The organism is [Enterobacter] lignolyticus SCF1, assembly GCF_000164865.1.
GTDB lineage: Bacteria > Pseudomonadota > Gammaproteobacteria > Enterobacterales > Enterobacteriaceae > Enterobacter_B > Enterobacter_B lignolyticus.
The window spans coordinates 2052692-2079571 of the sequence record NC_014618.1; the positions used below are offsets into that span (position 1 = coordinate 2052692).

General features: G+C 57.5%; 27 protein-coding genes. 14 read left to right on the forward strand and 13 right to left on the reverse strand.

Features of this window, described 5'->3' with window-relative positions; translation table 11 throughout:
- Positions 1-5: 5 nt before the first annotated feature.
- Positions 6-644, forward strand: a complete 639-nt coding sequence (locus ENTCL_RS09690; protein ID WP_013365937.1) for a bifunctional 4-hydroxy-2-oxoglutarate aldolase/2-dehydro-3-deoxy-phosphogluconate aldolase — start codon at positions 6-8, stop codon at positions 642-644.
- A 52-nt stretch (positions 645-696) separates the two neighbouring features.
- Here the strand turns inward: ENTCL_RS09690 and purT are convergent, their stop codons facing one another.
- Positions 697-1875, reverse strand: a complete 1179-nt coding sequence (purT, locus tag ENTCL_RS09695; RefSeq protein WP_013365938.1) for a formate-dependent phosphoribosylglycinamide formyltransferase — start codon at positions 1873-1875, stop codon at positions 697-699.
- Positions 1876-2037: 162 nt separating this feature from the next.
- Here purT and yebF point away from each other — a divergent pair, with 162 nt between their 5' ends.
- From yebF to ptrB, 3 genes are all read left to right on the forward strand, one after another.
- Positions 2038-2388: a protein YebF gene (gene yebF / locus ENTCL_RS09700; protein WP_071841392.1), complete on the forward strand. Its 351-nt coding sequence runs from the start codon at positions 2038-2040 to the stop codon at positions 2386-2388.
- A gap of 85 nt (positions 2389-2473) precedes the next feature.
- The gene (locus tag ENTCL_RS09705; protein WP_013365940.1) at positions 2474-3130 is read left to right on the forward strand and encodes a tellurite resistance TerB family protein; all 657 of its coding nucleotides are present in this window, start codon (positions 2474-2476) and stop codon (positions 3128-3130) included.
- An 80-nt stretch (positions 3131-3210) separates the two neighbouring features.
- Positions 3211-5271 carry an oligopeptidase B gene (gene ptrB / locus ENTCL_RS09710; RefSeq protein ID WP_013365941.1) on the forward strand — a complete coding sequence of 687 codons (2061 nt, stop codon included), beginning with the start codon at positions 3211-3213 and terminating at the stop codon, positions 5269-5271.
- Here ptrB and exoX read toward each other — a convergent pair whose 3' ends face one another.
- From exoX to ENTCL_RS09725, 3 genes are all read right to left on the reverse strand, one after another.
- A complete protein-coding gene (exoX, locus tag ENTCL_RS09715) occupies positions 5272-5931 on the reverse strand; it encodes an exodeoxyribonuclease X (RefSeq protein ID WP_013365942.1) in 660 nt (219 codons plus the stop codon). It lies immediately after the preceding gene.
- A gap of 27 nt (positions 5932-5958) precedes the next feature.
- On the reverse strand, positions 5959-6666 hold the full coding sequence (locus ENTCL_RS09720; protein ID WP_013365943.1) for a carbon-nitrogen hydrolase family protein: 708 nt from the start codon (positions 6664-6666) through the stop codon (positions 5959-5961).
- A gap of 99 nt (positions 6667-6765) precedes the next feature.
- Entirely contained in the window at positions 6766-6996 is a 231-nt protein-coding gene (locus ENTCL_RS09725) for a DNA polymerase III subunit theta (RefSeq protein ID WP_013365944.1), read from the reverse strand.
- Positions 6997-7134: 138 nt separating this feature from the next.
- Between ENTCL_RS09725 and yobA the strand changes: the two genes are divergently transcribed.
- The 4 genes from yobA to ENTCL_RS09745 all read left to right on the forward strand — a co-directional run bounded on the left by yobA (position 7135) and on the right by ENTCL_RS09745 (position 10870).
- Positions 7135-7509, forward strand: a complete 375-nt coding sequence (gene yobA / locus ENTCL_RS09730) for a CopC domain-containing protein YobA (protein WP_013365945.1) — start codon at positions 7135-7137, stop codon at positions 7507-7509.
- Positions 7510-7511: 2 nt separating this feature from the next.
- A complete protein-coding gene (copD, locus tag ENTCL_RS09735; RefSeq protein WP_013365946.1) occupies positions 7512-8381 on the forward strand; it encodes a copper homeostasis membrane protein CopD in 870 nt (289 codons plus the stop codon).
- Between the two features lie 11 nt (positions 8382-8392).
- Positions 8393-8734, forward strand: coding sequence for a YebY family protein (locus ENTCL_RS09740; RefSeq protein ID WP_157865587.1), 342 nt, complete (start codon positions 8393-8395; stop codon positions 8732-8734).
- Positions 8735-9289: 555 nt separating this feature from the next.
- Positions 9290-10870 carry an EAL domain-containing protein gene (locus ENTCL_RS09745; protein WP_044611936.1) on the forward strand — a complete coding sequence of 527 codons (1581 nt, stop codon included), beginning with the start codon at positions 9290-9292 and terminating at the stop codon, positions 10868-10870.
- A 60-nt stretch (positions 10871-10930) separates the two neighbouring features.
- On the opposite strand, the gene yahO is transcribed toward ENTCL_RS09745, so the two are convergent.
- From yahO to ENTCL_RS09755, 3 genes are all read right to left on the reverse strand, one after another.
- Complete coding sequence (yahO, locus tag ENTCL_RS09750; RefSeq protein ID WP_013365949.1) at positions 10931-11209, reverse strand: DUF1471 family periplasmic protein YahO; 279 nt, start codon at positions 11207-11209, stop codon at positions 10931-10933.
- Between the two features lie 553 nt (positions 11210-11762).
- Positions 11763-12008, reverse strand: coding sequence for an Ecr family regulatory small membrane protein (locus ENTCL_RS24145; RefSeq protein ID WP_013365950.1), 246 nt, complete (start codon positions 12006-12008; stop codon positions 11763-11765).
- 18 nt (positions 12009-12026) lie between these two features.
- Positions 12027-12986 (reverse strand): VirK/YbjX family protein, encoded by a 960-nt coding sequence (locus ENTCL_RS09755; RefSeq protein WP_013365951.1) that lies wholly within the window; start codon positions 12984-12986, stop codon positions 12027-12029.
- A gap of 165 nt (positions 12987-13151) precedes the next feature.
- Between ENTCL_RS09755 and pphA the strand changes: the two genes are divergently transcribed.
- Positions 13152-13796, forward strand: coding sequence for a protein-serine/threonine phosphatase (pphA, locus tag ENTCL_RS09760; RefSeq protein WP_013365952.1), 645 nt, complete (start codon positions 13152-13154; stop codon positions 13794-13796).
- 40 nt (positions 13797-13836) lie between these two features.
- Here the strand turns inward: pphA and ENTCL_RS09765 are convergent, their stop codons facing one another.
- The 4 genes from ENTCL_RS09765 to yebS all read right to left on the reverse strand — a co-directional run bounded on the left by ENTCL_RS09765 (position 13837) and on the right by yebS (position 19583).
- Positions 13837-14073 carry a YebV family protein gene (locus ENTCL_RS09765; RefSeq protein WP_203415276.1) on the reverse strand — a complete coding sequence of 79 codons (237 nt, stop codon included), beginning with the start codon at positions 14071-14073 and terminating at the stop codon, positions 13837-13839.
- A 112-nt stretch (positions 14074-14185) separates the two neighbouring features.
- Positions 14186-15610, reverse strand: a complete 1425-nt coding sequence (gene rsmF, locus ENTCL_RS09770; RefSeq protein ID WP_275248993.1) for a 16S rRNA (cytosine(1407)-C(5))-methyltransferase RsmF — start codon at positions 15608-15610, stop codon at positions 14186-14188.
- Positions 15611-15694: 84 nt separating this feature from the next.
- Positions 15695-18331 carry a PqiB family protein gene (locus ENTCL_RS09775; protein ID WP_013365955.1) on the reverse strand — a complete coding sequence of 879 codons (2637 nt, stop codon included), beginning with the start codon at positions 18329-18331 and terminating at the stop codon, positions 15695-15697.
- Entirely contained in the window at positions 18300-19583 is a 1284-nt protein-coding gene (gene yebS / locus ENTCL_RS09780; protein WP_013365956.1) for a membrane integrity lipid transport subunit YebS, read from the reverse strand. Before yebS ends, ENTCL_RS09775 begins: the two co-directional genes overlap by 32 nt.
- Positions 19584-19726: 143 nt before the next feature.
- Here yebS and ENTCL_RS09785 point away from each other — a divergent pair, with 143 nt between their 5' ends.
- The 4 genes from ENTCL_RS09785 to htpX all read left to right on the forward strand — a co-directional run bounded on the left by ENTCL_RS09785 (position 19727) and on the right by htpX (position 24166).
- Entirely contained in the window at positions 19727-20224 is a 498-nt protein-coding gene (locus ENTCL_RS09785) for a GAF domain-containing protein (protein ID WP_013365957.1), read from the forward strand.
- A gap of 97 nt (positions 20225-20321) precedes the next feature.
- Complete coding sequence (gene proQ, locus ENTCL_RS09790; protein ID WP_013365958.1) at positions 20322-21020, forward strand: RNA chaperone ProQ; 699 nt, start codon at positions 20322-20324, stop codon at positions 21018-21020.
- Positions 21021-21039: 19 nt separating this feature from the next.
- Positions 21040-23088 carry a carboxy terminal-processing peptidase gene (gene prc / locus ENTCL_RS09795; protein WP_013365959.1) on the forward strand — a complete coding sequence of 683 codons (2049 nt, stop codon included), beginning with the start codon at positions 21040-21042 and terminating at the stop codon, positions 23086-23088.
- A 196-nt stretch (positions 23089-23284) separates the two neighbouring features.
- Positions 23285-24166: a protease HtpX gene (gene htpX / locus ENTCL_RS09800; protein ID WP_013365960.1), complete on the forward strand. Its 882-nt coding sequence runs from the start codon at positions 23285-23287 to the stop codon at positions 24164-24166.
- A 45-nt stretch (positions 24167-24211) separates the two neighbouring features.
- Here the strand turns inward: htpX and ENTCL_RS09805 are convergent, their stop codons facing one another.
- Positions 24212-25585, reverse strand: a complete 1374-nt coding sequence (locus ENTCL_RS09805; RefSeq protein WP_013365961.1) for an MFS transporter — start codon at positions 25583-25585, stop codon at positions 24212-24214.
- Between the two features lie 177 nt (positions 25586-25762).
- On the opposite strand from ENTCL_RS09805, the gene kdgR reads away from it, so the two are divergent.
- Complete coding sequence (kdgR, locus tag ENTCL_RS09810) at positions 25763-26554, forward strand: DNA-binding transcriptional regulator KdgR (RefSeq protein ID WP_013365962.1); 792 nt, start codon at positions 25763-25765, stop codon at positions 26552-26554.
- Positions 26555-26599: 45 nt separating this feature from the next.
- Here kdgR and ENTCL_RS09815 read toward each other — a convergent pair whose 3' ends face one another.
- Complete coding sequence (locus ENTCL_RS09815; protein WP_013365963.1) at positions 26600-26839, reverse strand: YobH family protein; 240 nt, start codon at positions 26837-26839, stop codon at positions 26600-26602.
- Positions 26840-26880: the final 41 nt, after the last annotated feature.

Below are 26880 nucleotides of genomic sequence, written 5' to 3' on the forward strand. Positions count from 1 at the left end.
CTCTGATGAAAAACTGGAAAACAACTGCAGAAGCAATCCTGACCAACGGCCCGGTAGTCCCGGTTATCGTAGTGAAAAAAATCGAACACGCGGTACCGATGGCGAAAGCGCTGGTAGCGGGCGGCGTGCGCGTTCTGGAAGTGACGCTGCGTACCGACTGCGCGCTGGACGCGATCCGCGCTATTGCCAAAGAGGTGCCAGACGCTATCGTGGGCGCGGGTACCGTGACCAACGTGCAGCAGCTGAAAGAAGTGACCGAGGCGGGCGCGCAGTTTGCCATCAGCCCGGGCCTGACCGAGCCGCTGCTGAAAGCCGCAACGGCAGGCACTATCCCGCTGATCCCGGGCATCAGTACGGTTTCCGAGCTGATGCTGGGCATGGACTACGGTCTGAAGGAGTTTAAATTCTTCCCGGCGGAAGCTAACGGCGGCGTCAAAGCGCTGCAGGCGATTGCGGGTCCGTTCGCGCACATCCGCTTCTGCCCGACCGGCGGGATCTCTCCGGCGAACTACCGCGACTACCTGGCGCTCAATAGCGTGCTGTGCATCGGCGGTTCCTGGCTGGTGCCGAACGACGCGCTGGAAGCGGGCGACTATGACCGCATCACTACGCTTGCGCGTGAAGCGGTAGAAGGCGCGAAGTAAGCCTGAACGCATACCGGACCTGCGGCTTCCGCAGGTCCGGTAAACCCTTCTTTTATCCTTTCACCACCACGGATGCCGCCGCTGCTTTCGCACGCGCGACCGCGTCGTCCACCGACGCTGCTGTCGCCAGCGTCACGCCCAGGCGCCGGGTTCCGTCGATGTCCGGTTTACCGAATAAGCGCAGCTGAACGCCAGCGCCTACCGCCGCCTCTACGTTGCCGAACGTCAGGTTCTGGCTGGTCAGCGCCGGCAGGATCACCGCCGAGGCGCACGGGCCATACTGACGAATAGCGCCGACCGGCAGACCGAGAAAAGCGCGAACGTGCAGGGCGAATTCGGAGACGTCCTGCGAAATCAGCGTGACCATCCCGGTGTCATGCGGACGCGGCGAGACTTCGCTGAAGATGACGTCGTCGCCGCAGACGAACAGCTCAACGCCAAACAGACCATGACCGCCGAGGGCCAGCACCACTTCGCGGGCAATCTGCTGGGCGCGGGCCAGCGCCGTATCGCTCATCTGCTGCGGCTGCCAGGACTCACGGTAATCGCCATCTTCCTGACGATGCCCGACCGGGGCGCAGAAATGCACGCCATCCACGGCGCTGACGGTCAGCAGGGTGATTTCGAAATCAAACGTCACCACGCCTTCGACGATCACGCGCCCGGCGCCCGCGCGCCCGCCCTGCTGCGCATAGCGCCAGGCGTCGGCCAGCTGCTCTTCATGGCGAATAAAGCTTTGGCCTTTACCGGAGGAGCTCATCACCGGCTTGACGATGCAAGGCAGGCCAATGGCGGCCACCGCATCGCGAAAGGCGGCTTCGCTGTCGGCAAAACGGTAGGAGGAGGTCGGCAGCTGCAGCTCTTCTGCGGCCAGACGGCGGATGCCCTCGCGGTTCATGGTCAGCTTTGTCGCCCGCGCGCAGGGCACCACATGCTGACCGGCCAGCTCAAGCTCCATCAGCGCATCGGTGGCGATCGCCTCAATTTCCGGGACAATGTAGTCCGGCTTTTCCTGGGCGACCAGCGCTTTTAGCGCCTCGCCGTCCAGCATATTGATGACGTGGCTGCGGTGAGCGACGTGCATCGCGGGCGCGTCGGGATAGCGGTCGACGGCGATGACCTCAATACCCAGACGCTGGCACTCAATCGCCACCTCTTTTCCCAGTTCCCCTGAACCCAATAACATGACCCGTGTTGCCGCCGGACGCAGCGCCGTGCCCAGAATTGTCATAACGTTTATCCACTATTCACAGTAAGTCATTCACGGCGCCAGTATATACGAAAACGTTTGCGTATGTCTCGCTACGCGAAGGTCATGAAGAATAACAGGCGCTTACTTGCGTTGCCGGTAATTTGTACCATGCTTTGGGTGGGTATATACGCACAGGAGCAAATGATGAAAACAGCAGGAGTAATGGCGGCGGTCGTATTGCTGATGGCAGGCGTGTCTGCCCATGCCGCGGACGATAAAACGGTGACCTTCCCGAAATGCGAAGGCATGAGCGCCGACGGTATCGCCGCCAGCGTGAAGCGGGATTACACGCAAAACCGCGTGGTGAAATGGGCTGACGATCAGCAGAAGCTGGGGCAGGTCGATCCGGTGGCGTGGGTTAACAGCAACGACATCAGCGGCAGCGCGGGCAAATGGCGCGTGCCGATGACGGTGCGCGGGAAAAGCGCCGATTTACACTACGTGGTTACGGTTGACTGCGCGGCGGGAACGGCGGTGTACAGCGCGCAGTAATTTGCGCATCTTTAGCCGTTTCAGACGTTTTTTGACATCCCCTCGCTTACGCTGTGATGATTCGTTACCGCATTGTGAGGGGAATATGGCTAACTGGCTCAACCAACTTCAGTCACTTCTTGGGCAGCAGGGCAGTTCTGCCCCGGCATCCTCCGGCGAGCAGGGGCTTAGCAAGCTGCTCGTACCCGGCGCGCTGGGGGGGCTTGCCGGGCTGCTGGTCGCCAATAAATCGTCGCGAAAACTGTTAGCTAAATACGGCGGCGGCGCGCTGCTGGTTGGCGGCGGCGCCGTGGCCGGCACGGTGCTGTGGAACAAATACAAAGACAAAATGCGCCCGGCTCAGCAGGGCGACGCGCAGTTTGGGCAGAACAGCAGCGCGCTGGATGTCCGTACTGAGCGGTTGATTCTCGCGCTGGTGTTTGCCGCCAAAAGCGACGGACATATCGATGACAAAGAGCGGGCGGCGATTGACCGGCAGCTGCAGGAAGCGGGCGTCGAATCTCAGGGCCGGGCGCTGGTCGACCAGGCTATCGCTCAGCCGCTGGATCCTGAGCGGCTGGCCCGCGGGGTGCAAAACGAGGACGAAGCGCTGGAGCTCTACTTCCTGAGCTGTGCCGCTATCGATATCGATCACTTTATGGAGCGCAGCTATCTTAACGCGCTGGGGGATGCGCTTAAAATCCCGCAGGACGTCCGTGAAGGGATTGAGCAGGACATTCTGGCGCAAAAACAGGCGCTTTAAGCGCCCGAACGCAGGTTTCGCTTGCATCGTCCGTGAGTTTTGCCACCCTTAGAGGAGATAACTCGCAGAAGAACAACGATATGCCACCAAAAGCGAAACGAATTCCCCACGTCATGACCTTGCATGGCGACACCCGGATTGATAACTACTACTGGCTGCGCGACGATACCCGTTCGCAGCCTGACGTGCTCGACTATCTCCGTAAGGAGAACGACTACGGCCGCGAGGTGATGGGCGCGCACCGCGCGCTACAGGACCGGGTGCTTAAAGAGATAGTGGACAGGATCCCGCCGCGTGAAGTCTCCGCGCCCTACGTCAAAAACGGCTATCGCTACCGGCAAATCTACGAGCCGGGCTGCGAGTATGCGGTTTACCAGCGCCAGTCGGTGCAAAAAGAGGAATGGGAGGCGTGGGAGTGCCTGCTTGACGCCAATCTGCGCGCCGCCAACAGCGAGTTTTATACGCTGGGCGGGCTGGCGATTTCCCCGGACAACACCCTGATGGCGCTGGCGGAAGACTACCTTTCCCGCCGCCAGTACGGGCTGCGGCTGCGTAACCTGCAAACCGGTAACTGGTACCCGGAAACCCTGGAGAACGTCGAGCCGGAGTTTGTCTGGGGCAACGATTCGCAAACCCTCTACTACGTGCGCAAGCACCCGACCACGCTGCTGCCGTACCAGGTCTGGCGCCATACGGTCGGGATGCCGGTATCGGCGGATGAGCTGGTCTACGAAGAGCGCGACGACGCCTTTTACGTCAGTCTGCATAAAACCAGCTCAAAGCATTACGTTATCATCACTCTCGCCAGCGCAACCACCAGCGAAGTGCTGCTGCTGGATGCCGAACTGCCAGACGCGCAGCCGCTGTGTTTTCTCCCGCGACGTAAGGATCACGAGTACAGCCTCGACCATTTTCAGCACCACTTTTACCTGCGTTCAAACCGCGAGGGGAAGAATTTTGGCCTCTACCGTACGCCGGTACGCGATGAAAGCCGCTGGGAGGCGCTGATCCCGCCGCGCGAGGACGTGATGCTGGAAGGGTTTACCCTGTTTACCGACTGGCTGGTCGTTGAGGAGCGCCAGCGTGGGCTAACCAGCCTGCGGCAGATTAACCGTAAGACCCGGGAGTCGATCGGTATCGCTTTTGACGATCCGGCCTACGTCAGTTGGGTGTCGTATAACCCCGAGCCGGACACTCCGCGCCTGCGCTACGGGTACTCGTCGATGACCACGCCGGATACGCTGTTTGAGCTCAATATGGATACCGGCGAACGTCGGGTGCTCAAGCAGCAGGAGGTGAAAGGATTCGACGCCAGCCGTTACCAGAGCGAGCACCTGTGGGTGACGGCGCGCGATGGGACCGAGGTCCCCGTCTCGCTGGTGTACCGTCGCGAGCACTTTCGCAAAGGGAAAAATCCGCTGCTGGTTTACGGCTACGGCTCCTACGGCGCCAGCATGGACGCGGATTTCAGCGCCAGCCGCCTGAGCCTGCTCGACCGGGGCTTCGTCTTCGCCATCGCGCACATCCGCGGCGGCGGCGAGCTGGGCCAGCAGTGGTATGAGGACGGAAAATTCCTGCAGAAAAAGCACACCTTTAACGACTACCTCGACGTCTGCGACGCGCTGCTGGCGCAGGGCTATGGGGCGCCGTCGCTGTGCTACGGCATGGGGGGAAGCGCAGGCGGCATGCTGATGGGCGTGGCAATTAACGAACGTCCTGAGCTGTTTCACGGGGTCGTGGCCCAGGTGCCGTTCGTGGATGTGCTGACCACCATGCTGGATGAGTCGATTCCGCTGACCACCGGCGAGTTTGAAGAGTGGGGGGACCCGCAGGACGAAACGTACTATCGTTACATGAAGAGCTACAGCCCCTACGACAACGTTGCGGCAAAAGCGTACCCCAACCTGCTGGTGACCACCGGCCTGCACGATTCGCAGGTCCAGTACTGGGAGCCTGCGAAGTGGGTGGCTAAGCTGCGGGAGCTGAAAACGGACGACAACCTGCTGCTGCTGTGCACCGATATGGACTCCGGACATGGCGGAAAATCCGGGCGCTTTAAGAGCTATGAAGGCGTGGCGCTGGAGTTCGCCTTCCTGATCGCGCTGGCGCAGGGCATTTTACCCGGACGCGCGCCGCGCTGATTATTCGCCGAGCCAGTGCTTTAGCGTCAGACGCAGCTGCGGGCTCATATTATCGAGGTTATTGAACAGCCAGCGCAGGTAGCCGGGGTCGTTTTGCGCGATCTCGGCCACCGGCTTTCCGCGATACTTGCCGAAGGTAAAGGTGGTGAGCAGGGCCGGACGACCGGTAATTTCCGCCATCTGGTCCGGCGTCCAGCCTGACGTATTGATGATATCAATCAGCAGAGCCGCGGTGATGTAGCAATCATACAGCGCCCGGTGGTGGTGCAGCCCCGGCGGCGTGGCGACGCTCAGCTTGCGGGATTTATACAGCGCCATATTGCTGTACTTGATGCCGGGCCACAGGCGGCGGGCCAGCTTCATGGTGCAGATCCATTCGCCGTTCATCTCGGGCAGCACGCGACGGTCAAAGCTGGCGTTGTGCGCCACATACCAAGCGCTTCCCTGATACAGCGGAACAACCTCTTCAATCCAGGGCTTATCCGCCACCATCTCTTCGGTTATTCGGTGGATAGCCATCGCCTGCGGGCTGATAGGGCGATCGGGCCGGATAAGGTGGCTCATTGGATTGGTTATCTTTCCGTCGACGATATCGACGGAAGCAATTTCAACGACGCCTCCCTGCAAATCGCAGGTTTCGGTATCGATAACGCGTAGCATGGCGCACTCCCGGCAGAAAAGTGCAGGTTATGCGCCGCTATGGCATTCGTCAATGGCTGATATATTTTCGTGAAGCGGAATGATATCCCCCTCCCAGCCGCCGTCGTGCTTTCGCCCCGTGAGCAGAAGCTCGCCCTCGTCAGCGCGCACGATGAGCTGGCCGCTTTCGTCCCACAGGGCGCTACCGCCGGACGTGGCGCCGCAGGCGTAGCTGGATTTCAGCACGGCGATGGCGTAGCGGTGGGCGAATCGCTGCAGGCGCTGCACCGACTGTAGCTGCTCGCACTCCTCGCTACAGGTCCCGGTGGCCAGCAGCAGCGCCTGCGGATCGATCTCGCAGCCCTCGGCTCCGCCGTCAAAGGTGCCTGTCTGGCATCCGACCGGCGTCAGGCAGGTTCCCTGGCCCTGGCATGCGGTGAGCGGCGCGCTGGCGCCGGGAAGGAAAATGGCGACGCCTTTTGTCCGCTCGCCGTCGACGTCGACCGGCATTCCGGTGATGATCGTCATGGCGTGACGTCTGGCCGCGTAGCTCAGGGGGCGCAGCAGTTCGACGTCAGGGGGCACCGGGAGATGCCGGGCTTCGCCGGGGCCGGTGAGCGACATTTCAGGGAACAGCAATACATCGCAGTCCAGCTTCGCGGCGGCTTCGATGAAATGCAAATGGTGGGCAACGTTCTCAGCAACGCTCCGGTTACAGGCCGCATACTGGGCGGCAGCAATAGTCCATTCAGGCATAGTGGCTTCCTTAACACAATGTCCCATGTTCTCATGCTTGAGAATTATCTTATTGAGTGTACGGGAATGTGTGTAAGGAAGTGTAACAATGAGTAAGGGTTATTTGACTTTAGGTTCGTAGGGCAGGCGTGACATAGTGACCGAGGCCAGGCGGTGGGCAATCAGGCGCTCGCGAAACCAGCCGCGCAGGTGTTCGGGCTGCTCTCGTTCGACCACTTCGGCGACAACCGGCATGTTGTAGCGCTCTTTAAAGGCAACGCCGGCGGCGGCCAGATCGACGTTCACTTTGTCCATCTCTTCTTGCGGGATTTTCGCCAGATTCATTTCCATGTTTGCCTCCTGTTGTTGACGGGGCTGAAATTACGCAGAGTGTCGCGAAATAGCAAGCCCGACGGGATGCATTCTCGACTCAGGCATTATACAGGGTTATTCTCTCGGGCAGATACATAACAAAATGGAATGAAGAATATGGGCCTCATCGCGTCACGCGCTTTGCGCGGAATTGTCTTTTTTGCCTGCGCCGTCGCGGCATCCTCCGCTTTCGCGCATGCGCATCTGCAACAGCAGTCGCCGGCGGCCGACACCGAGATCAGCGCTGCACCCCAGGCGTTGACCCTGCGTTTTTCCGAGGGCATTGAGGGTAAATTCAGCGGCGTTACCCTGACCGGCCCGCAGCATGAAGCCATCCTGACCGGTCCGGCCGCGGTCAGCGAGAAAGACGATAAACAGCTTGTCGTCCCGCTGACGCAGGCGCTGAAATCCGGTTCGTATACCGTAAACTGGCATGTGGTGTCCGTTGATGGCCATAAAACCCAGGGACAATATCACTTTAGCGTGAAGTAATAATGCTGGCGTGGGCATATAGCGGACTGCGGCTGGTCCATTTTTCCGTACTGATGATGGCGTTGGGCTGCCTGCTTTATGCCGTCTGGTGGGCGACGCCGACGCTGCGGCGTGTCATTATGCGGCGCTACCATTGCGCGTTGAGAGCGTTTTTTGCGCTGAACGCCGTCAGCGCGACCGCGATGATGATGATTCAGGGCGGGCAGATGGGCAACGGCTGGGGAGACGTGCTGTCGTCTGAGGTCTGGCTGGCGGTGGCGGGGACCCGCTTTGGCAGCGTCTGGCTGTGGCAGATTCTGCTGTCCTGGGTAACGTTGATTGTCGTGTGGATGGCAGCGCGACGGCATGCGGGGCTGTTGTTGACGCTGTGTATCGCCCAGTTTTTACTTTTGGCGGGCGTCGGGCATGCCGCGATGCGCGACGGGCTGCCTGGCGCGTTGCAGCAGCTTAACCATGCCGCGCATCTGCTGTGCGCAGCCGCCTGGTTCGGCGGGCTGTATCCCTTTATCTACTGTCTGCATCTGGCGAACGGGCGCCGGCGGCGGGAGGCTATTGTCACGATGATGCATTTCTCCCGCTACGGGCATCTGGCGGTCGCCGGAGCGATCGTCAGCGGGGTGATAAACGCGGAATTAATCCAGGGGAGCCTGTGGGGTGATTCCGCCTGGGGGCGTCTGCTGCTGGTGAAATGCGGGCTGGTGGCACTGATGGTCATACTGGCGCTGGTCAATCGCTATATCCTGGTGCCGCGCATGGCGACCGGCGGCGAGCGGATTCGGCAGTGGTTCCTGCGAGCGACGCAGGCGGAAGTTGTTTTGGGCGCACTGGTGCTGGCAACCGTAAGCGTGTTTGCCACCTGGGAGCCTTTTTAATCAATGGCGAAATCATGAAGAAATTACTTTTATCGTTGTTATTACTGACCAGCGCCGGTGCGGCGCTGGCGGCACCACAGATAATCACCGTTAGCCGTTTTGAAATCGGCAAGGCGCAGTGGGCGTTCAACCGTGAGGAGGTGATGCTGACCTGCCGCCCGGGAAATGCGCTTTACGCCATTAACCCCAGCACGCTGGTGCAGTATCCGTTAAACCCGGCGGCGGAGCAGGAAGTTAAAGAGGGGAAAACGACGGCCCAGCCGATTTCGGTGATCCAGATAGATGATCCCCAGCATCCGGGGCAAAAAAAGAGCCTGGCGCCGTTTATTGAACGTGCCGGGAAGCTCTGCTGACGCCTGAAATCATCCCGTTGATTGGCAATAAAAAACCGCGCTGACTTTCTGTGAAGTCGTCGCGGTTTTTTGTTTTTGCGACCCGCTGCCGGTCGTTTTTTTCTGACCACTTTTGTAGCGGACTGGAAAACCTGGCGCGGTCATCTATTCTTAAAGGGCAAGGCGACTTAGCCTGCATTAATGCCAACTTTTAGCGCACGGCTCTCTCCCAAGAGCCATTTCCCTGGACCGAATACAGGAATCGTATTCGGTCTCTTTTTATTTGTAAGCCATATCAGCCGCTTACAAAAACAGAATCAATGTTCATCCGAACGCTTGCTTCTGTTTGCTGCTGTTATATCACACTCGCCCCATAGTTAACATTTTTTTTACAAGAAAAACGAGGCTCTTACTCTCGATTTTTGGCGCTTATTGAGATGGCGGAGCAGCGAACCTTTCCTGTATGCACCTGATAACTGGCGGGTGAAATCTGCTGACTTTATGAAAATACAGAAGTTATAAACTAAAATGATACTGTGCAATCAGGCGTGCCTTTTTCTCAGAAAGCCTGAAAACATGGCGTTATTACAGAATGGTTCGGCCTCTAACCGGAAGGAAATACTTGTGCGCCATACACTATTTTCCGTATTGATTGCGACATTGTTATTACTGGTTGGCACGCTGGTCGTAAACTGGCAGCTGTGGCACTCGTCGGACTCAGACCGAGCGGCAACCGCCGGACATATTGCGCGAAAAATAGACGCCATTCTTGACGAGGCGCGCGACGCAACCAACACGGCGACGCGTGTGGCGCTCAATGGCTGCTCTGCGCAGGGGGAGTTTGAGCTGGGGACGGAAGCTGCGCTTCAGCCCCATTTGCGTACCATCATTATTCTAAAAAATGACAGCGTATGGTGCACATCGCTGCCCGGCAGCAGGGTGTTGATTGTTAAGCCAGAAGCGATCTCCGATGACAATCTGCTGCTAATGATGCCGCAAAGCATGGTGAACGGGCTACCGGTACTTATTTTTCAGACCCTCATTCCAGATGGGAAAGTCATTGTCAGCATCAGCGATGCGCATCTGCGGGACGCGTTAAACAGCTCTTTTGAGAATACCCGTTTTTCATTTGTGGTCGGCAATCGAGTTTTCGATAACAATGGAAAGGTTGTCTCCCTGAAGACATTGTCGGGGGTTAGCGCAACCCGGACCTCCTATGCGTCCACTCGCTATCCTTTCCGCATTGAGTATCATCGCCCGGCATTTTTCAACCTTACAAGGCTGATGCATCAGGGGACACTGTTTTTGCTGCTGCTCTTCTTGCTGTCCTTTACCGTTGCTTTTCTGCTGCGTCGTTATCTGGATAAATATACGACGCCAGAGGAGAATTTACGTAAGGCCATACAAAATGGCGAAATTATCCCGTTCTATCAGCCCGTAGTTAACGGGAGGACGGGCGCAATGTATGGCGTGGAGGTTCTGGCGCGATGGAAACATCCCAAGGCCGGTTTTATCTCTCCGGCTGTATTTATTCCTACCGCCGAAAAAACGGGGCTGATTATCCCCTTAACGAAAAGCCTGATGCGGCAGGTGGTGGCGCAGATGCGGCCTATTTTTGGGAAACTACCGGATGGGTTTCATATTGGTATTAATATCAGCGCATCGCATATCAACTCCCCCTGCTTTATGCATGACTGCCTGCAGTATCAGCGAGGGTTTGACGGAAAAAAAGTGCGGCTGGTTCTGGAAGTTACCGAGCGTGAGCCGCTGCTCATCAACAACGACCTTATAAACAATCTTAATACGCTGCACAGCAAAGGATTTGGGTTTGCGCTGGATGATTTTGGCACCGGCTATTCGGGCTTATCCTATCTGAATGACCTGCATATTGATTACATTAAGATTGATAAAAGCTTTGTCAGCCGGGTTAGCCATATTGCGGATTCCACCCTGCTGCTGGATTGTGTTATCGAGATGGCGAAAAAACTGTCATTACACATTGTTGCTGAGGGCGTTGAGACGAAAGAGCAGCTTGATTACCTGAATCGCCAGAACATTACCCTGATTCAGGGGTATTATTTCTGGAAACCTGTCTCTTATATTAACTTGATTAAAATACTGCTTTCCAAAAGTAAAGAAGAAACTGTCGAAATATAGGCGCGGTCCTGATTCAGTCAACTCCTGCGAAAGAGGCCAGGAGTTGACGGGCTCCGGGGATTATTTCTTCTTGTAAATGTTGGCGGTGGCATGGATTTTATTGCTGGTGTTTCCTGACGTCAGGATCAGCACATCAGCGCCTTGCTCATCGGCTTTTTTGATTAACGCTGCTTTGGCATCCGACGCCGCTGTTTCATTAGAAACAGAAATAGTGCCAATTTTCGTATACTGCGAGGCCACTTTTTTGAATGCGTCATGAGTCATCAGCTCAGCTGCGCTGACGCTGCTGATAAATGAGAAGGCTGCCAGTGTGATGGTTAATTTAGAGAGTATACGCATGATGTCATCCTTTGCATTGCTTATAGTGGTTGATATGAGACTACTTTCTTAGTCCATTGAGAGTCATATAACAGTAAATAATCAGCGCGCGACATTATCCTGGGTATTTCGAGCTTCAGAAAATATCATCTGTGCCGTGCTGATATAACCTATAGTGAATACTATTATTCATTCGTTCTAATCATTTTTTGTTTAAAAATAAATACCCGCGCGTCATCGGGCATTGTCACGTTGAGCCTGCAGGAAGAACCTATCATCGCGCGGATAAAAAAATCCCCTTTACCTCGCACAGTAAAGGGGAAAGCTTGCAATGAATATTATATGTTCTCGGACTCACTTGACGGCGTTTACAGGGATATGCAGTGCCGTCGGGTGCTGGTCTGAATGATTGCGCGTCCAGTGCATGGATATCAACAGACCGATGAAGCACGCCGCGTTTTGCCGGGATGTACAAGAACGCTGCGTGACGTCACGGCGGAAATAATAGAGATTGGGGGGACTCAGCTCAAACGACAACTTGTTTAAATCTGAACTTTCGCCGGCGGGAGGGCCGCTATTCCGGCGTGACAATTCCGGGATAGAGCAGCGTTTCCAGATAGCTCACCATTGTCCAGAGCTGATCGCTAAAGACGAACCAGATGCCGCAGCCAAGAATGAGCAGGATCAGGATTATCATTATTACTTCTGTTTTGCCCATGGTCGGAACGTTTCGCAGACGCGCAGTCGGATTCAGGTGGAAAGGAGGGGATAGTAGCGAAACTGCGGTGTGAATTGCAAACGAGAGCGCGCAAGCCCCCATAAAATGGGGGCTAGAGGGTTAGCGATCGCCGTGATGGGGAAACAGCTGGCTGAACCGTAGCGCCATCTCATCGAGCAGCGCAAAGCGGCGGCGGTACTCTGCGCGCTTCTTGCTGGCGATGCTTTCCAGCGTTTTACGCTCCTGCTGGAGCGGCATTTGCCAGCGGTATTTATCCAGCGCTTTACCGTCGATGGAGGCCCAGAACTCGTCATAGCTGGCGTGGAAATGACGCCCTTTGCTCAGACGATAGCGCAGCGCGCGGAACACGTGGCCGTTGTCGCTGACGCCGGTTATCCGGGCGATCCCGCACTCTGCAGCCAGCAAGCCGAAAAACTCGATGAGGATGCGTTTGGGGAACAGGCCGTGGCAGGCGCGGGTAGCGACCTTAATCACTTCATGAGACACGCTGCGGCGCGGGCCCTGCAGACCGCCGATGACGAGCTCCCAACCCTCGGCGCTCTTCACCACGCTGAACGTGGCGCTGGCCAGCAGCGTCTGCTCGCCATCAAACAGCCAGACGGTGCTTTCGCCCTCGCGTTCGGCTTTTCGCGCGCAGGAGAGGCACAGCGTAAACCGGCTTTCGTCTTTGCCTTCAATCTCCAGCACGACCACCGGGTCCGGGGCCGTCAGCGCTGCTGCCAGGCGCGGGCTTTGCAGCGTATCAATGAACTGATAGTGGCTGATGATGGCGTCTGCGCGCTGGCTGGAAGAGAGCCCAAGCGCCAGATACTGGCGATGCGTTTTGCTCGGCAGCGTCACCTGGGCGCCGAGCAGCGTATCGAAATCCTCGCGCTGTGAGAGGCTGTCCAGCATCCGCCGCGTGGAGGAGTAAAAGAGCAGCGTACGCAGGAGAAACTTCAGCCGGTAATCAAATTTTCGCCAGATTGGGGCTGGCGTAATATTACCCTTGACCAGTTCGGCAATGAGATGGGTACGCGGCGCTGCGGCGTGAGAGGAATGCTGGGGGTTGTCCGACACGATAAAAACCTCTTTGTAGTTGCGCAGGTATTCTAGAGACCTCGCTTCATCATCATAAGGGCTACCCGGTTATATTAGTTGTTCGTTTAGCTTTTGTTTAAGTTTGTGAATCTGTCGCGGTTCGCGACCACGGGTTGCCTATACTGAGAAGACGAGGAGGCGCCTATGTACCAACGCATTGAGGGAAGCCAGTGGCGGCATATCTGGCTTACCGGCGATGTGCACGGCTGCTATGCACGTCTGATAGCGCAGCTGAAGTCGCTGAAATTTAACCCTTATGAGGATCTCCTGCTGTCCGTCGGCGATCTGATTGACCGCGGACCGGAAAGCCGCAAATGCCTGGCGCTTATCGAGCAAAAATGGTTCGCCGCGATCCGTGGTAATCATGAGCAGATGGCAATGGATGCACTCAGTTCACGGCAGCTGGGGCTGTGGGCGCTCAACGGCGGAGACTGGTTTTCCCGCAGCTCATCGGCGGAGAAACTGCGTATTGTCGAACTCCTTGAGGCGTGTCGACGGCTGCCCTATGTGCTCGAAGTTCGCTGTCGCTCCGGAGTGAGCGTCGTGGCGCACGCGGACTATCCGGCGGATGAATACCGCTGGCAGCAGCCGGTTGACGGGCATCGCGTGCTGTGGGACCGGCAGCGCTTGACCGATCATCTCGCCGGGCGCCATACCTCGCTGCGCGGCGCTGAACACTTCTGGTTTGGCCATACGCCGCTGAAACAGCGTTATGATTTTGAAAATCAACATTATATCGATACCGGTGCGGTATTCGGCGGGGTATTGACGCTGGTACAGCTGCAGTAGGGGAAATAAATAACCCGCCTCAGGGCGGGTTCCTTTGGCATCATGCAAGGCGCATGACCCAGGCGTCAGAATGCTGGTCGTAACGGTGACGATAAAGGACGGAGTGTTTGCCGTTGAGGATGGCCGGAACGCTGGTGTCGGCATCCCAGGCGTCCAGCTGCATGCACAGGTCAGGATCGGATTTGCAGGGGATGCTTAACGTTCGCTCCCCGTGCTGTTCGCCATGCAGCTCGGCGTCATCGATTTCGAATGCGCCAATACGTACGCAGGTTTTCATCATAGTGCTCTCCAGTGTTTGCTGTTGTGGTACGACCAGTTGGGTCCCATTTTTCAGCGTAGACAATGGAGAGAAAATCGCCAGTCAGAATGTGCTACTTTTTTGTGATTCGCTACGCTTTACCGGCGAACAGTTTGCCGTCGCGCACCAGCTCGCGCGGATAGCTGTTTTTAAGCCGCGAGCCCACTTTTTTGGCAAGCCCCAGCGGATGCCCCTGGAACGTCACCACCACATCATCCGCAGGCGGCGGCGTTTGCGGCCAGACGTCGCGGCCCCGGTACCACTCCTCCGCTTCCTGCCGGGTGAGCTCGACCGTCGGGCTGCGTTCGTCGGCCAGCGCAATCACCGCCTCATGCTGCCAGCGATAGCCCTTGTTGAAGGTTTCCGCCAGACGCAGGCCGATACGGGAGAAGCGTACCTGACCGATCAGCGGCTCGATATCCGCCGGGAACAGCCAAATTTCTTTATCGCGCTGCCAGAGGCGTAGCGCATCATGCCAGCGCAGTCCCACCGCGCTGGCGGCGCGGGTCACGGCGTCCGCATCCCGGCCTTTCATCGGCGTGAAGGGGAATTTGCCGACCTTATAGCCCGGCGCCGGCAGCGGATCAACGCTCGCCGTTTTACGCAGGCGGGCGACAAAAAAACCTTCGCAGTCATAAATCTGCGGAAATACGTGCAAAAACCCTTCCGGCGTGAGCGCCTTTGCGGCGTCCGGGAAAAGCGCATTCAGCGGCAGGATCTCCAGCGCCTGCGGGAAGCGCGCCATCAGCCATGCCAGCACCTCTTCGTTTTCCTCGCGGTTCAGCGTACAGGTGGAGTACACCAGCGTGCCGCCGGGGCGCAGGGCGTGAAACGCGCTGTCGATAAGCTCGCGCTGGGTGGCGGCGATCGCCTGGTTGCTCTCCGGCGACCAGTTTTTCAGCGCGTCGGGGTCTTTACGCACCACGCCTTCGCCGGAGCAGGGGGCGTCAAGGAGGATAGCGTCAAACGTTTCGGGCAGGGCGGCGCCGAAAACCCGGCCGTCAAAATGGGTCAGCGCAGCGTTGCTGATGCCGCAGCGGCTGATGTTGGCATGCAGCACCTTCACCCGGCTGGCGGAGTATTCGTTGGCGAGGATCGCCCCCTGATTCCCCATCCGGGCGGCGATTTGCGTGGTCTTGGAACCCGGCGCCGCCGCGACGTCCATCACGCGCTGCGGCCGGTTGCCATCGGCAAAGAGCGCCGTCACCGGCAGCATCGAGCTGGCCTCCTGAATATAAAACAGTCCGCTCAGGTGCTCTGCGGTGCTGCCAAGCGGCACGTCTTCTTCATCGTTACGCTCGATCCAGAAGCCTTCCTCACACCAGGGCACCGGCGTCAGCTGCCAGCCATAGGGCGCAACCCGCTCAAGAAAATCGGCAACGCTGATTTTCAGCGTATTGACGCGGATGCTGCGGCGCAGCGGGCGCTGGCAGGCGGCGATAAAGTCATCGAAGACGAGATGGGCGGGCATGGCTGCGCGCATCGCAGCGAGAAAGGCGTCGGGAAGATAGGCCACGGGGTATACCAAAAAGAAAAAACGGGAGCGCAGTGTACCATAAATCGGTGTTCCGGCGATGGGCCACCGGAACACCGTCAGGGGTTAACGCGGCAGGGCAGTACCCCAGTCGCGCCACTCTTTGGGTTCCGTCTCCTGCAGCAGGAAGTGCTTACCTTCCTGCGCTTTCGGCGCCAGCGGGATCCCCGGCGGGGTGGCAAACGCGATACCGCCGCGAATGAACTGGTTGAAGGTGCCGGTTTTCACGACGCCGCCCACCAGGCCGAAGTTGAGGCTGTAGCCGGAGGCGAGCCAGAACACGGAGTTGTTGCGCACCAGGTGCTGATAGCGTTTGCTGATGCGCAGCGCCACCATCACCCTGTCGGAAAGCGAGCCCAGCTGCATCCCGGTGACCGTACCGACCTCGATGCCGCGGAACAGCACCGGCGTGCCGATGCTCAGGGAACCGGCTTCCGGCGCTTCAACCACAATACTCAGGCCGTCCAGATAGCGCGAGTCGGTAATGGTGGCTTCCTGTAGCTCAAAATCGCGCCGCGGGTTGCCGCCGCGTCCGGGCTCAACGTTGATATACGGCTGGAGGATAGTGTCCAGATGCTCCACCCCGGCCGCAGAAATCTGCGGTGTGACTACCGAGAAGCGGGTGCCGCTGCGGGCGAAGTTGTCGACATATTCCGGATAAAGCACGGCTTTGACCTGCACTTCGTTGCGCTCGGTGACCAGGTCCAGCGACTGTATCTGCCCGATATCGATGCCCAGGTAGCGGATAGGCATGCCCGGCGAGAGCTTACCGGCGTCGAAGGCGTGAAGCGTAATCTGCCCCCCGACGGCGCGGGCTGCGGTTTCCGACGGATAGAGGATCTGCTTGCCGCCTTTGCGTGCGTTCACGCTGGCGCCGCTCAGGTTATCAAAACTGATCGCGCCTTTGAGGGCACGGGAGAGCGGGGAGGCCTGAACCGTCAGGCCGCTGCCGTTGAGCTGTACCTTGGCGCCGCCTTCTGCCCAGAACACGCTGTTCGTCGTCAGCAGATTACGGTACTCCGGCTTGATGTGCAGGCTGATATCGAAAGCGTTGGCTTTCGGGCGCACGGTAATCACTTCACCGACTTCGAATTTGCGGTACAGCACGACGGAGCCTGCCTGCACGTCCGGCAGGGTGTCGGCGGTCAGAGTCAGGGTGGTGGTCGGCAGGTCGCTGATGCTGTTTTCCTGCGCTTTTTCCAGGTTAGCGTACAGCGGATAGCTGCTTTTCATCGCGCCGCTGGTGCCCGGGAGGATACGAATCCCACCGTTTAGCCACTCGCTGGCGCTGGCGCCGAGGAACTGAACGCCGTCAATCCCTACCTTGACGTCCATCCGGCTGTTCACCACGAATTTACTGTCGCCGTGCATCAGGTTGCGGTACTGCGGGTCGATAGCCACGGCGAACGAGATCCCCTGGTTTGACAGCGTCCGCTCCAGCACCTGGCCGACCTTGATGCCGTGGAGGATAAGCGGCTGTCCGGCGTCGATGCCGTAGCTTTCCGGCGCGGTGAGGGTCAGGGTTTCAACGCCGGGCTCCTGCAGCAGCGTTTTATCGGCCGGGAGGACTACAAACTGGTCGCGCGGCTCGCCTTCGCCGGGCACCAGCTCAAAGGTGCTGCCGGTCAGCAGCGAGCTGAGGCTGGTGTTTTCCAGCGACAGCTTCGGGTTGCGCAGCTCAATGCGGGTGTTTGTACGTAGCAGGTTCACCACGCTCGGGTCGACAGTCATTTCACCGCTCACCGAGCCGCCCGGGTTGAGCGTCAGTTTGGTGAGCTGGCCGACCTCCAGCCCCTGGTACATCAGCGGGGTTGAGCCCGCTTTGAGACCCGCGCCGTCCGGGAGATCGAGCTTCACCAGCACGCCGCGCTGGCTGTGCGCAAGATCTTCATACAGGCTGAATTCGTCGTTTTGCCGGGCGGACTCAGAATTTTCCGGCGAGTCAAAGGCAATGGCGCCGTTGACCAGTGCGGCCAGGCTTTCCAGCTGTACTTTGGCGCCGCTGAGGCCGACATCGGCCTTAATTCCCGACACGTTCCAGAAACGACTGTCCTTTTTGACCAGATTAGTAAAGCGGCGGTCAATCAGAATATCGACCGTCACGCCCTGCTTGTTGTCGTTGAGGGTGTAGTCATAGACCTTGCCAACCGGGATCTTGCGAAAGTAGACCAGCGAACCGCTGTTCAGCGAGCCAAGATCCGGCGCGCGCAGATGAATCATCAGCTCGCCGTTGTTCAGCCGGTAGCGGGGCTGGGTATCCAGCGCCGTGAAATGGCTCTGCGGGATGCCTTTACCCGGCATCATGCCGATATAGTTCCCGCCGACCAGCGCATCAAGGCCTGAGACCCCGGCAAGAGACGCCTTCGGCGTCACAAGCCAGAACTGGGTATCGGCGCGCAAAGCGTCCTTTAGATCGCCTTTGATGCTGGCCTTGACCTCAATTTTGTTCAGATCTTTACTCAGGGTGATATCTTCGACGGTGCCCACTTCAACCCCCTGATAGCGCACCGGCGTGCGCCCAGGCACAATGCCGTCGGCGGACATAAAGTCGATAGTTATCGTTGTTCCGCGGTCGTCATAGGTGTTCCAGATAAGCCAGCCGGCTATCATGAATGCAATCACCGGCAAGAGCCAGAAAGGCGAGATACGACGTTTTGTTTTAATTCTCGCTTCAGTCGGTGAAGCGGGCGTTTCCTGACTCATGTGCGTCCCAAAGTAAGCGGCTGTCCAGCCATTCAACAGCAAGAATAGTCAATATTACCGCCGAGCCGAAATAAAACGCAGCGGGTCCCATCGTAAAAGCGAGCAGCTGGTCGCGGTTTATCAGCGACATCATCAGCGAAATCACAAACAGATCGAGCATCGACCAGCGGCCAATCCAGGTCACGAAGCGCAGTAGCAGCAGGCGGGTGCGCAGCCCCTGTTCGCACTTGAAGTGGATGCTGACCAGCAGCGTAAACAGCACAATAACCTTGGTAAAAGGCACCAGAATACTGGCGATAAACACCACCGCCGCGACGGCGACATTGCTGTGCGCAAGCGACATGATGCCCGACATAATCGTATCTTCCTGCCGCGCGCCGTTGACGTAGATGATAGAGATAGGCAGCAGGTTGGCCGGGAACAATAATACCAGCGAAGCGATAAGCGCCGCCCAGCTTTTTTGCAGGCTGAAAGGGCGGCGATGGCGAAGCGGCACATGGCAGCGGCGGCAGCGTCCGCGCGCATCGGCGAACCCGGTATGCTGGCAGCCGAGGCAGACCTGCAGGCCGGGGTCAGGTCGGGTCGCGGGACGCTGAGGGTAAAAACGCTCCCACAGCTGCTCCACGTTCAGGTGAATCAGCGTCAGAATGCTGAGCAGCACCAGCGCCACAAACGCCACCAGGCCAATGCCTGGCTGCAAAAACGCGTAGTCTTTCACTTTGATGGAGGCGACGCCGATACCGACAAGATAGATATCCAGCATTACCCACTCTTTGAGCTTTTCGAGCATCAGCAGGACGGGGCGCAGATTCATTCCGAGAATATTGCCAAGCCACAAGTAGGTTATCGCCGTCACCAGCAGCATCGGGGCGGCGACGGTACAGAACAGGACCATGGCGGCGGGGATCGGGTCGCCCTGTTCGGTCATCTGCCAGATGCCCTGCATCAGGTTAGCGTCTATCCTTACGCCAAGCAGGTGCAGGCGCAGCAGCGGCTCGCCCCAGGCAAAGGGCATCAGCATGATCATCGTGATGGCCATCGCCGCCAGCCGCGTCAGCGACCAGTCGCGTCCGTCGCGGATTTTGGCGTTGCAGCAGGGGCAGTACGCGCTTTGGTGCTTCTTGACCACCGGCAGGCTGAACATCGTATCGCACTGCGGACAGCGATGATAATTAGCGGGAACTTGCAGATTGCTGACTTTGTGAATTGCCAGCTTTTTCCCTAATGAATTTTGCGTCGCTCTCAGTGCCATTTATTAGATTCGCAAATGAATGTATAACGCTATCTTAACCTATGAATGGAATCATCTTGAGCCTTAGCGCATTTAATGCTTATTTTATTAGGCTATGCGTCGGATTTCGGCAATTAAAGTAAGACAAACCAAGTGACTATATAATGAGCAAAACAGAGTTTTACGCGGATCTGAACCGCGATTTTCAGGCATTAATGGCAGGTGAAACCAGTTTCTTAGCCACACTCTCTAATACCAGCGCGCTGCTGTTTGAGCGCCTGGCGTCGGTGAACTGGGCTGGCTTCTATCTTCTGGAGGGCAAAACCCTGGTACTGGCCCCGTTCCAGGGCAAAATTGCCTGTGTGCGTATTCCCGTCGGCCGCGGCGTTTGCGGTACCGCTGTCGCCGAAAACCGCGTTCAGCGCGTAGAGGATGTGCATGCGTTTGACGGCCATATCGCCTGTGACGCTGCGAGCAATTCTGAAATTGTTCTGCCTCTGACCGTTAACGGACAGATTATCGGCGTACTGGACATCGACAGCCCGGCGCTTGCCCGCTTCACCGCTGAGGATGAGCAGGGTCTGCGTGAGCTTGTCGGTCGCCTTGAGCAGGTGCTTGCGGCAACCGACTATCATAAATTCTTTCAGCCTGTCGCAGGATAATCAACGGATAACGTAGCATTTACCGATGACGTCATTATAATGACGCCTGTTCATGCCTGTGGTTTATTGGCTACGTCCGTTGTAATCAGGAAATTTCATGGAAAATCAACCTAAGTTGAATAGCAGCAAAGAAGTCATCGCTTTTCTGGCCGAACGTTTTCCTCACTGTTTCAGTGCGGAAGGCGAAGCGCGCCCCCTGAAAATTGGTATTTTTCAGGATCTGGTCGAGCGTGTTGAGGGTGAGATGAATCTCAGTAAGACCCAACTTCGTTCCGCTTTACGTCTCTATACCTCCAGTTGGCGCTACCTGTACGGTATCAAAGCCGGCGCTATCCGCGTTGATCTTGACGGCAACGCCTGCGGCGAGCTGGACGAGCAGCATGTGACGCACGCGCGTCAGCAGCTGGAAGAAGCCAAAGCGCGCGTTCAGGCACAGCGTGCCGAACAGCAGGCGAAAAAACGTGAAGCCGCTGCTGCTGCCGGCGAGCAGGAAGATGCGCCGCGCCGTGAGCGCAAGCCGCGTCCTCCGGTACGCCGTAAAGAGGGCGGGGAGAGTAAGCCGCGCAACACGGCGAAACCTGCCGCTAACGCTAACAAAGCGCCTCGCGCTGTGCGTGAAGAGCACCACACGCCTGTATCAGATCTGTCTGCGCTGACCGTGGGCCAGTCCCTGAAGGTTAAGGCGGGCAATAACGCAATGGATGCCACTGTACTGGAGATCACCAAAGATGGCGTTCGTGTACAGCTGACTTCTGGTATGTCAATGATTGTACGCGCAGAACATCTGGTGTTCTGAAACGGAGGCCGGGCCTGGCATGAACACATTTTTTAAGGTCACCGCGCTCGCTGGCATGCTGTTACTGGCAGGCCAGTCGTTTGCTGTGGACGATATTACCCGTATAGACCAGATTCCTGTTCTGAAGGAAGAGCCGCAGCATGCGACGGTCAGTGAGCGCGTTACGTCACGCTTCACCCGGTCGCACTACCGCCAGTTCGATCTGGATAACGCCTTTTCCGCGAAAATCTTCGATCGCTACCTGAACCTGCTGGACTACAGCCACAACGTCCTGTTGGCCAGCGACATTGCGAAATTTGAGCCGCGTAAAACGCAGGTCGGCGACGAGCTGCGCAGCGGCAAGCTCGACGTGTTTTACGATCTCTACAATCTGGCGCAAAAGCGCCGGTTTGAGCGCTATCAGTACGCGCTGAAGGTGCTGGCGCGTCCAATGGATTTCACCGGCAACGACACCTTCAACCTCGACCGCAGCAAAACCCCGTGGCCGAAGGATGAGGCGGAGCTGAACGCGCTGTGGGATGCGAAAGTCAAATTTGACGAACTCAGCCTCAAGCTCGCCGGGAAAAACGATCAGGAAATCCGCGATACCCTGACGCGTCGCTACAAGTTTGCTATTCGCCGTCTGGCGCAGACCAACAGCGAAGACGTTTTCTCACTGGCGATGACGGCGTTTGCCCACGAAATCGATCCGCACACCAACTACCTGTCCCCGCGCAACACCGAGCAGTTCAATACCGAGATGAGCCTGTCTCTGGAAGGGATTGGCGCGGTGCTGCAGATGGATGACGACTACACGGTCATCAACTCCATGGTTGCGGGCGGTCCTGCGGCGAAGAGCAAAGCGATTAGCGTTGGCGACCGTATCGTCGGCGTCGGTCAGACCGGCAAGGGCATGGTTGACGTTATCGGCTGGCGTCTTGATGACGTCGTGGCGCTGATTAAAGGACCGAAGGGCAGCAAAGTCCGCCTGGAGATTCTGCCGGCGGGGAAAGGGGCGAAGACGCGTGTCGTGACCTTAACGCGCGAACGCATTCGTCTTGAAGACCGCGCGGTGAAGATGTCGGTGAAAACCGTCGGTAAAGAAAAAGTCGGCGTGCTGGATATTCCGGGCTTCTACGTTGGCTTAACGGACGACGTCAAAGCGCAGCTGCAGAAGCTGGAAAAACAGAACGTCAGCAGCATTATCATCGATCTGCGCAGCAACGGCGGCGGCGCGCTGACCGAGGCGGTATCGCTTTCTGGTCTGTTCATCCCGTCAGGCCCGGTCGTACAGGTCCGTGACAACAACGGCAAGGTGCGCGAAGACAGCGACAGCGATGGCATGGTCTATTACAAAGGCCCGCTGGTGGTGCTGGTTGACCGCTTCAGTGCCTCGGCGTCGGAAATTTTCGCTGCCGCGATGCAGGATTACGGCCGTGCGCTGATCGTCGGCGAACCGACGTTTGGTAAAGGTACCGTTCAGCAGTATCGCTCTTTGAACCGTATCTACGATCAGATGCTGCGTCCTGAATGGCCGGCGCTGGGCTCCGTGCAGTATACGATTCAGAAGTTCTACCGCATTAACGGCGGCAGTACGCAGCGTAAAGGCGTCACCCCGGACATCATGATGCCGACCGGTAGCGAAGAGACCGAAACCGGCGAGAAGTTTGAGGATAACGCGCTGCCGTGGGACAGCATTAATGCGGCTACCTACGTGAAGTCAGGCGATATGGCGCCGTTTGGCCCTGAACTGCTGAAGCAGCACGATGAGCGTATTGCGAAAGATCCTGAGTTCCAGTACATCATGAAGGACATTGCGCGCTTTAACGCCATGAAGGATCGCCGCAACATCGTTTCTCTCAATTACGCCCAGCGTGAAAAAGAGAACGAAGAGGATGATGCGACCCGTCTTGCGCGGATTAACGACCGCTACAAGCGTGCAGGTAAACCGCCGCTGAAGAAACTGGACGATTTGCCGAAGGATTACCAGGAACCGGATCCATACCTGGATGAAACGGTCCATATCGCGCTCGATCTGGCGCATATGGAAAAAGAGTCTCCGGCCGTTACCCCGGCACCAACGAAGTAATCTCTCTCTAACAGGCACAAGAAATTGTGCCTGTTTTCTTATCGCGTTTTGTTCTGCGTCAACGAGATACTACAAAATGTAAAGTTGTGTTTTTCTCGTGACTTAGCGCCCCCCGATAGTTGAAAATTCTCATAAGACCCATACGATATGGGTAATCGCATAGTGCGTTTTGTTAGAACGAGGTTAAAAGTAAATTATGATGCGAATCGCGCTCTTCCTGATAACCAACCTGGCCGTCATGGTTGTGTTTGGGCTGGTGCTAAGCCTGACAGGAATTCAGTCGAGCAGCATGACAGGGCTCCTTATCATGGCGCTGCTGTTTGGTTTTGGCGGCTCGATTGTGTCGTTGATGATGTCTAAATGGATGGCGCTGAAGTCGGTCGGTGGTGAAGTCATTGAGCAGCCGCGCAACGAAACGGAGCACTGGCTGATGAATACCGTCGCGCAGCAGTCCCGCCAGGCGGGGATCGCCATGCCGCAGGTGGCGATTTATCACGCGCCGGACATCAACGCGTTTGCCACCGGCGCGCGTCGTGACGCCTCACTGGTGGCGGTAAGCACCGGTCTGTTGCAGAACATGAGCCGTGACGAAGCCGAAGCCGTTATTGCGCACGAAATCAGCCATATCGCTAACGGCGATATGGTGACCATGACCCTGATCCAGGGCGTGGTGAACACCTTTGTTATCTTCATTTCCCGCGTGATTGCGCAGGTGGCGGCAGGCTTCCTGAGCGGTAACCGCGACGATGGCGAAGAGAGCAACGGCAACCCGCTTATCTATTTCGCCGTGGCGACGGTGCTGGAGCTGGTATTTGGTATTCTGGCCAGCATCATTACCATGTGGTTCTCGCGCTACCGCGAATTCCATGCCGACGCCGGTTCAGCCAAACTGGTCGGGCGCGAGAAAATGATTGCCGCTCTGCAGCGTCTTAAAACCAGCTATGAGCCGCAGGAAGCGAGCAGCATGATGGCGTTCTGCATTAACGGTAAGTCGAAATCGCTCAGCGAGCTGTTTATGACCCACCCGCCGCTGGATAAGCGCATCGAAGCGCTGCGCAGCGGCGAGTATCTCAAGTAACTCGTTCACAGCAGCCAAAGGGCGCCTCTTCGCAGGCGCCTTTTTTTATGCCTGGCTGCGAGGCTGGGCGATCCGCAGCCCGCTGATGACCGCCGCAATCACCGCCAGGATGCCCGCCAGCAGCAGCGAGGTATGGGTGCCCTGATTCCCCAGCAGGTTAAACAGCAGCGCGACCAGCGCCGCTCCGGTACTTTGCCCGAGCAGGCGGGCGGTGCCGAGCATGCCGCTGGCGCCGCCGCTGCGGTGGCGAGGCGCGGAGGAGACTATCGTATGGTTGTTCGGCGACTGGAACAGGCCGAACCCGGCACCGCACAGCACCATGCGCCAGATAATATCGATGTCGTGCGGCGCCGGGGGCAGCAGCGCCAGCGCGAACAGCCCGCAGGCCATAATCGCCAGCCCCAGCGCGCCGAGCAGCCCGGCGTGCACTTTTTCGATCAGATAGCCCGCCAGCGGCGCCATCACCATGGTCGCCAGCGGCCAGGGCGTCAGCAGCAGCCCGGTTTCGACTTCGCTGCGGCCCATCATGGTTTGTAAAAAGAAGGGCAGGGAAACCAGCGCCAGCATCTGTGCGCAAAACGAGCAGATGGAGGTACAGATAGAGAGCGAAAACAGCGGAATGCGCAGCAGATCAACGGGCAGCAGCGGTACCGGCAGGCGCAGCTGGCGGCGAATAAAGAAGAAGCCGACGACCAGCATTACCGCCACTTCCGCCAGCACCAGCTGTACCGATTGCCCCTGGGCGAAACCGCCGAGCGCGGTAATCAGCAGTCCGAAGGTGAGCGCATTCATCACCGCGCTGGGCAGGTCAAAGCGCGGGGCATGGCTGCGCGCGCCGTTGGGCGGCAGATAGCGGATCGCCAGCAGCAGTGAAATGATGCCGAGCGGAACGTTAATCAAAAACAGCCACTGCCAGGAGGCTACCGACAGAATCGCCGCCGCAATCGTCGGCCCGGCGGCGGAAGAGACCGCGACGATAAACGAGTTAATCCCCATTCCACGCCCAAGAAAACGCTGGGGATAGATGAGACGGATGAGCGCCGTGTTGACGCTCATCAGCGCCGCGCCGCCGAGGCCCTGCGCGACGCGCGCGAGCGTGAGCATTTCCAGCGAGTGGGAAAGCGCGCAGATAAGCGAGGTGCAGGTAAATACGACCAGGCCGCACTTGTAGATCCGGCGATAGCCGAACATATCGCCAAGATAGGACAGCGACAGCAGGGAGATGACAATCGCAATCTGATAGGCGTTCACAATCCAGATGGAGGCGGCGGGGGAAGCGTTGAGATCGCTGGCGATGGTCGGCAGCGCAACGTTAGCGATAGCGCCGTCCAGCACGGCCATGGAGATCCCAAGAACAATGGTCAGGATGGCGCCATAACGCTGCGGCAGCGGCAAACCATCAGTAAAGGCTTTTTCCATGTTGAAAATAGGTCTTTAGTGAAATCATTATACAGGTAATGATTTTAGCATTGATTATCAGGCAGTATGTCGCAGATTTGTAACGAAGTTACCGAAGATCGATTGCGACGGCGGTTCGGGGAAATTATAATAAAAACCAGTTCTATTTTTTATAAAACAGTGGCAATGAGGTGATAAATGGCAGTCGCGGATTTGGATAAGCAGCCAGATTCAGTCTCTTCAGTATTGAAGGTTTTTGGCATCCTCCAGGCGCTCGGAGAAGAGCGTGAGATCGGTATTACCGAACTGTCGCAGCGCGTCATGATGTCAAAAAGCACGGTCTATCGCTTTTTGCAGACCATGAAGTCCCTGGGTTATGTGGCGCAGGAAGGGGAGTCCGAGAAGTATTCGCTGACGCTTAAGCTGTTTGAACTCGGCGCCCGTGCGCTGCAAAACGTGGATCTGGTTCGCAGCGCGGACATTCAAATGCGTGAACTGTCGCGCCTGACGAAAGAGACTATCCACCTTGGCGCGCTGGATGAAGACAGCATTGTGTACATCCATAAAATCGACTCGATGTACAACCTGCGCATGTACTCCCGCATCGGGCGCCGCAACCCGCTATACAGCACCGCGATCGGCAAAGTCCTGCTGGCCTGGCGCGATGCCGATGAGGTGCAGCAGATTCTGGAAGGCGTAGAGTACAAGCGCAGCACCAGCCGCACGATAACCTCGACGGAGGCGCTGCTGCCGGTACTGGCGCAGGTGCGCGAGCAGGGTTATGGCGAAGATAACGAAGAGCAGGAAGAGGGATTACGCTGCATCGGCGTGCCGGTATTTGACCGCTTTGGCGTGGTTATTGCGGGTCTGAGCATCTCTTTCCCGACGCTGCGTTTCTCCGAAGATCGCCTGCAGGAGTACGTCAGCATGCTGCATACGGCGGCGCGTAAAATTTCTGAGCAGATGGGCTACAACGACTATCCGTTCTGAGCCGCGCCGTTGCTGTGAAAAACGCCGCGATTGCGGCGTTTTTTTTTACCCTTTATCGACGACGATATCGCTTTTGCGCAGCAGCGGGCAGTTGGTCATGCCGATGATTCCGCTGTTTGAATGCACATATTGTGCGGTACTGGTGCCGCGAGCGGTCAGGTATTTACACTGTAATCCCAGGCCGCCAACATTTTCGCTGCTGCCGATAAGTACGCCGTAACCGCTTAATAGCAGGGCGATCCAGGCGATGGCCAGCACAAGAACAGAACGTATCACTAAGCGCATTGTTGCCTCATTATTGTTTCTTCCCGCCAATCAGCCTATCC